Source organism: Microcystis sp. T1-4, from assembly GCF_000297435.1.
In the GTDB taxonomy this organism is placed as follows: domain Bacteria; phylum Cyanobacteriota; class Cyanobacteriia; order Cyanobacteriales; family Microcystaceae; genus Microcystis.
In genome coordinates, this window is record NZ_CAIP01000428.1 from 1 (window position 1) to 3,523 (window position 3,523).

Genomic DNA, 3,523 nt, shown 5'->3' on the forward strand with positions numbered 1-3,523 from the left:
CCCTCGCCAGCAGGACTGTATCTTAGAATACATTTTAACCAGCAAACCTAAGAGAGCCTTCGCACCGGTGAATACCACATAGGGGTTTTCTGCATCGATCCAATTTTTTCTAGAATGGGGAGAAAAGTAATTGCCATCGATCCATGATTCAGAGTATCTCGTCCTCTTGGTTGTCTGAGTATTCCTCGGCAGTTGCCGCGGGAATTTGCGCTATTTTAGTCTTTTTTGGTTGGTTATGCCTACACCTTAATCTGATCGGCCCGGCTTTTATCCTACTAGCGATCGCATATCTGGTGGGAGGATACGAGAGTACCCAAGCAGGATTGACGACTTTATGGGAGGAAAAAGAACTGGATGTGGACCTGTTAATGATTGTAGCGGCCTTGGGGGCGGCGATTTTGGGACTCTGGGACAGTAATTACTATCTCATCATCGATGGAGCCATTTTAATCCTGATTTTCGCTATTAGTGGTGCTTTAGAACAGATTGCCATGGCAAAAACCGATCGCAATATTCGTTCTCTCATGGCCATGACTCCCGATACTGCTAGATTAATCACGGGAGACAGGGAAAAAGAGGTTCCTATCAAGCAATTACGGATAGGGGACACAGTTTTGGTCAAACCGGGTGAATTAATCCCCATTGACGGCATTATTATGGAGGGAAACAGTCCCATTAATCAAGCGCCAATTACGGGAGAATCCCTTCCCGTGGATAAAACCATCGGTGAAGAAGTCTTTGCGGGAACTCTCAACGGTGCGGGAGTGCTACGTTTAAAGGTGGAAACTCCCCCCGAAAGTCGCTTAATTGAGAGGGTGATTCGTTTGGTAGAAAAGGCACAAAATGAATCCCCTCCCTCCCAAGAGTTTATCGAAGGTTTCGAGCGGGGTTATGCGAAAATTATCGTGATTTTGGGCTTAATTTTCGGGATTTTACCGCCTTTTTTCTGGGGTTGGACCTGGGAAACCACTATCTATCGGGCCTTAATTTTTCTCGTGGTGGCTTCTCCCTGTGCTTTAATGGCCTCAATTATGCCAGCTTTGTTATCGGGTATCGCTAACGGGGCAAAACAGGGGATTTTATTCAAAAATGGCGCAAGATTGGAGATGATCGGCCGCATACGAGCGATCGCTTTTGATAAAACCGGCACTCTCACCCTTGGTAAGTTGCAAGTGGTGGAAATTATCCCTATCCATGCAGTCAGCGAAAATGAGGTGTTAGCGGTGGCTGCATCCCTAGAATCCTGTTCGGAACATCCCATCGGGTCTGCTATTACCGCCACAGCCAGGGAACGTGGTATAAATTTCTTCAGTGCTAATCAGGTGCAAGCGGTATCGGGACGGGGTATCACGGGAAAAATTGCCGATAAGTCGGTATCTGTGGGCAATTTTGCCTATATTCGTGACCATATTGCTGATCTTGACCAGAATATCCTAGCTATCCGCGAACGTTTACAAAAAGAAGGTAAAACCCTCGTCTGGGTAGTACAAGAGAATCAGATAATCGGGGCGATCGCTGTAGCCGATAGCCTGCGGGAATCGGCAGTTAATCTGGTGAAGCAGCTAAAAAAGATCGGTATCGAACATATCGTTTTAATTACGGGTGATAATCAACAAAGTGCCGATAAAGTTGCGGAAAAACTCGGTATTGAGGAGGTTTACGCTGATTTACTGCCCGAAGATAAGTTAACCGTGATCAAAAATCTGCAAGAAAAATATCACACTGTCGCTATGGTGGGGGATGGCATTAATGACGCGCCCGCTTTAGCTATGGCTAATGTGGGGATTGCCATGGGAAAAGCTGGTAGTGATGTGGCCTTGGAAACGGCCGATATTATCCTTATGTCCGATAATTTAGCCAAAATTCCCAGCGCGATTAACCTTGGTCGTCGTGCCAATCGCATTGTTAAACAGAATATCACTTTCGCCCTCGCGTTTATCGGCATATTGCTAATAGCCAATTTTGCCGGTGATATAACTTTACCTCTTGGTGTCATCGGTCATGAAGGATCGACGGTATTAGTGACTCTAAGCGGTTTAAGATTGTTCAAATAGGGATAAAAATACAGAGAACTATGGGCGAAATCCAGGCAATCCGAGGCACAAAAGATATTTTACCGGCGGAGGTCGGTTACTGGCAGTGGTTAGAGGAAACTGCCAGCAGAATTTTAGGGACTGCGCTGTATCAAGAGATACGAACTCCCATTTTTGAACAGACGCAACTTTTTGAACGGGGTATCGGGGAAGCGACGGACGTGGTGGGTAAAGAAATGTACACTTTCCTAGATCGCGGTCAACGTTCCCTGACTTTGCGACCGGAGGGAACGGCTGGGGTCGTTCGCGCCTATATTGAACACAAATTACAGGCCGCCGGAGGAGTACAAAGACTCTGGTATAAGGGGCCGATGTTTCGTTATGAACGTCCGCAAGCGGGTAGGCAGCGACAGTTTCATCAAATCGGGGTCGAATTGTTGGGAACTGATGACCCTAGGGCGGATGTGGAAGTAATTACCCTTGCCAGCGAGATATTAAAAGCTGTGGGGCTAGAAAACCTAAAATTAGATATTAATTCCCTGGGAAATGCCCAAGATAGGCAAAATTATCGTCAGGCCTTGCTAGATTATTTGACTCCCTACAAAGCTGATTTAGACGCGGATTCTCAACAGAGATTAGAAAAAAATCCCCTGCGAATTTTGGATAGTAAGGACGAAAAAACCAAGATTATCTGTGAGAATGCCCCCAGTATTCTTGAACATCTCAGTAGTGATTCTCAAAAGCATTTTGAACGGGTGCAATCTTTACTAACCGATTTGGGAGTTATCTATAATCTTAATCCCTCTTTAGTGCGAGGATTGGACTATTACACCCATACGGCCTTTGAAATTCAGTCCGATGATTTAGGCGCTCAAGCCACGGTTTGCGGTGGTGGTCGTTATGATGGTTTAATAGCTCAATTAGGCGGACCAGACACGCCGGCAGTGGGTTGGGCGATCGGTTTAGAACGTCTGATTATATTATTACAACAAAAGCAATCTTTATCTTTTTTGGTTCCCGATTTTTATCTCGTCTCCAAAGGAGAAAAAGCTGAGGCGCGCAGTGTGGTGTTAGCGCAGCAATTACGCGGATTGGGGTTTAGCGTCGAGTTAGACTTAAGCGGCAGCGCTTTCGGAAAACAATTTAAACGGGCTGATCGAGCTAAGGCCGTGGGCTGTATAATTTTGGGGGATGCTGAGGCTGAAAATGGCACGGTACAACTGAAATGGATGGCCACCCAAGAACAAATTAGTCTAACCCAAGCGGATTTATTGACACAAGCAAGGGAATTAAAAGCGCAAATCTCTCGGCACAAATCCTAAGTTTTAGCGTCATGGCCAAACATTAGGCTCTCTTGTTCTTTGTGTCCTTTGTGGTTAGTTCTACTCGCTGGGTGCATCTCATTTTTGTAAATCTACCAATTGGGATTTTTACGGGGAAACCCTCTGCTAAAATCGGACGTTGTTTCTGATTTTACCACTCAATCCAGG

General features: G+C 45.8%; 2 protein-coding genes. Both read left to right on the forward strand.

Annotated elements, in window-relative coordinates; translation table 11 throughout:
- The first annotated feature begins 143 nt into the window (after positions 1-143).
- The gene (locus tag MICAI_RS21370; RefSeq protein ID WP_008206968.1) at positions 144-2,054 is read left to right on the forward strand and encodes a heavy metal translocating P-type ATPase; all 1,911 of its coding nucleotides are present in this window, start codon (positions 144-146) and stop codon (positions 2,052-2,054) included.
- A 20-nt stretch (positions 2,055-2,074) separates the two neighbouring features.
- Positions 2,075-3,355, forward strand: coding sequence for a histidine--tRNA ligase (hisS, locus tag MICAI_RS21375; protein WP_008206971.1), 1,281 nt, complete (start codon positions 2,075-2,077; stop codon positions 3,353-3,355).
- The last annotated feature ends 168 nt before the right edge of the window (positions 3,356-3,523 follow it).

Bases quoted from the DNA above. Each gene is read 5' to 3' on its own strand.
- MICAI_RS21370 (WP_008206968.1), top strand. From the start codon at position 144: ATGATTCAGAGTATCTCGTCCTCTTGGTTGTCTGAGTATTCCTCGGCA.
- hisS (WP_008206971.1), top strand. From the start codon at position 2,075: ATGGGCGAAATCCAGGCAATCCGAGGCACAAAAGATATTTTACCGGCG.